Annotated in this window: 1 pseudogene; it reads right to left on the bottom strand. The window is 63.0% G+C overall.

Going from position 1 to position 2,562, the window contains the following annotated elements:
- Positions 1–129: 129 nt before the first annotated feature.
- Positions 130–2,562 (bottom strand): annotated as a pseudogene (locus EBB59_RS13165) (RHS repeat protein); the annotation flags it as partial.

The raw sequence follows: 2,562 nt of genomic DNA on the forward strand, positions 1-2,562 counted from the left end.
TGGATATACTCCACCACCTGCGACCAGGCGACCACCGGCAGACAGCATAGCCACAATGCCCATATCCACGGCCGCACCCGACGCCTTGCTTTCGTGTACGTTATTCCTTTCATCTTCTTCCCCTCCTGCTCACAGACTCACCGTGTTGGACCAAGCCGAACATTCTCCCGATGCCCGGCAGGCACGTACTTTAAAGTTCCCGCCCAGAAGCAACCTCTCCAGCAAGTAGCCGTTGTCACTCCCTTCGTACAGCGTGAGTGGATTATCTGATTGAGGGATGTCAGTAACCAATTCATATCTGACTGCCCCGGGCACGGTATTCCAATCCAAGGCAATCCCAATGCGCGGTGGCGTCGTAACCACCCGGCTGGCTTTCAATACCGGGGGGCCAAACACGGGCGGGGCCGGAGGGCTGGGCGATTGCCCGTCTTTGCGAATACGGGCAATCTGTTTGCCTGCCAGATACACGTACGCCAATGCCTGTTCGCGCCGTTCGTCTTGTTGGTACATCAGTTCACCCGAGCGGTTGTACATGTTCAGTACGTTGCCCTTGCCCGGTGCCCACGACTGTACGCGCCGGCCCTGGGCATCGTAGCGGTAGCTTTCCACGCCCGACACCACTTTCAGGCGGTTGCCGAAGTCGAAGTCGTAGCCCTGACCGTTCTTGCTCGACAGGTTGCCCTGTACGTCGTAGCCCAGGTTCACCACCGTGGCATTGGCGCCGTTCCCGATGCTCACCAGGCGATTGTGGGCGTCGTAACCGTAGCGAGCGTAGTCCTTCACCCCAGGCAGGGTATTGCTGCGCAGGTTGTCCAGGGCGTCGTAGGTGAAGCGGTACCAGTTGTCGCCGCCAAACGCGCCTGAGCGCGTGGCCGTCAGGCGATCCAGGCCGTCGTAGCGCATCCAACGGCTGCGTGCGCTGTCGTTGCCTTCGCCCACCAGGTTGTCGACGATCGATTCGGTATTGGCGTTGGCATCGTAGCTGTAAGTATCGTCCAGCACGCCGCCGCCGCTGCGGATGTGCTGCGGCAGTTGCCGGGTGTTCTGCGTCATCGTGTGCACGAGGCCGTTGCCGTAGGTGAACTGGCGGATCGCGCCGTTGGGGTGGTAGCTGACGCCACGGGCGTAGGCTTGTCCACGGGTATCCACCACCTGGGTCGGCTGGCCCAAGGCGTTCGGCTGGTAATTCACCACTAGGCCGTCCGGGTAACGCTGGGTGCTGAGATGGCCATAAGCGTTATAGCCGTAGCCCAGGCTCCACGTGTACCAATCGGATTGAGCCTGGCTCTCGCCGGTCAGCAGGCGGCGTTTGTTGTAGACGTATTCATTACTCACCGTGGCTCGGCCCGGGCCATCGTTATCCACCACCGAGCGGGCGATCAGACCATCCGGCGTGTATTGCCAGCTTTGGTTGCCGCGGCCATCGGGAAACCACAGACCGGTGATGCGGTTACGGGCGTCGTAGTCGCGGCTGGATTTACGTGCGGCGATGCTGGCATCGGTGCGATCGCAAGCCGTGGGGGACGGCAGGTCGAGGCCGGCCGCCGACCAGGCCAGGTTGCCCGCCGCGTCGTACGCCATCACCGTTGCGCCGGTTTCAGGTTCGATGGTTTTGCATAGTTGCTGATGATCGTCGTAAACATAACGACGCGTCACGCGCTGTGTGCTGTCGGGGTTGCGCTGGGTGATCGACAGTGGCTTGCCGAAGACGTCGCGCAGGATCTCCAGGGTCTTGCCTTCCGGTTGCGCGCGCCAGGCCAGCAGGTCGTAGCGGGGCTGGTCGTAGGCGACGTAGCCGTTGACGCTCTGGAACCCGCGCGGATTGGTGGTGCGCACTTCCAGCCCATTCAAGTACTCGTGCCGGGTCAGCAGTGGGCCGTGTTCGGAGTCCTTCGCCACTTGCGTCACCCGGCCCAGCGGGTCGTAGGTGGTGCGGATGCCGGGTGGATCGTCGCTCCAGAGCGAAATGCTGTTGAGTGGATAGGACTGGTAGATCAACCGATTTTCGTGGTCGTAGCGCTTGATCACCACCGAGCGGGTGGCGGCGGCATTGGCGGTGTCCCAGGTCTCCACCACCACCGGTCGCCACAGGCCGTCGTACGAGGTCATCACGCGTTTGTTGCCGACCGCTTCGACGGAGCGCCAGTGCCCGGCGGGCAGGCCATAAGCGGCTTGGGCCGAGGGCGCGAAGGTGCGGGTTTCGGGATGCCAGTCCACCGTGTCGTCGCTGGGGTGGGTGATGGCGGCCAGCCGGCCCATGGCGTCGTAGCCGTAGCCGGTGGCGAAGCCGTTTTCGTCGCTTACCGCGGTGATCCAGCCATGATCGTTGACCAGAGCCGACTGGGTGGCGCCATCGGCATAGCGGATGTGCTGGGGAATGCCGCGTTTCCAGTTCGACAAGGCGGTGGTGTTGCCACGGCCATCGGCGATGGTGGCCACGGTGCCGTCGGGGTGGTAGGTCAGGCTTTGCTGGAGTTTGCCGTAGGCATACTGGCGGATGGGCAGCGCGGTGGCGGGGTCGTAGTCGGTGCGGGTGGTTTCGGTGCCGTTGGTGGTCTGGCG

The sequence above is a fragment of the Solilutibacter pythonis genome (assembly GCF_003697345.1).
GTDB lineage: Bacteria > Pseudomonadota > Gammaproteobacteria > Xanthomonadales > Xanthomonadaceae > Solilutibacter > Solilutibacter pythonis.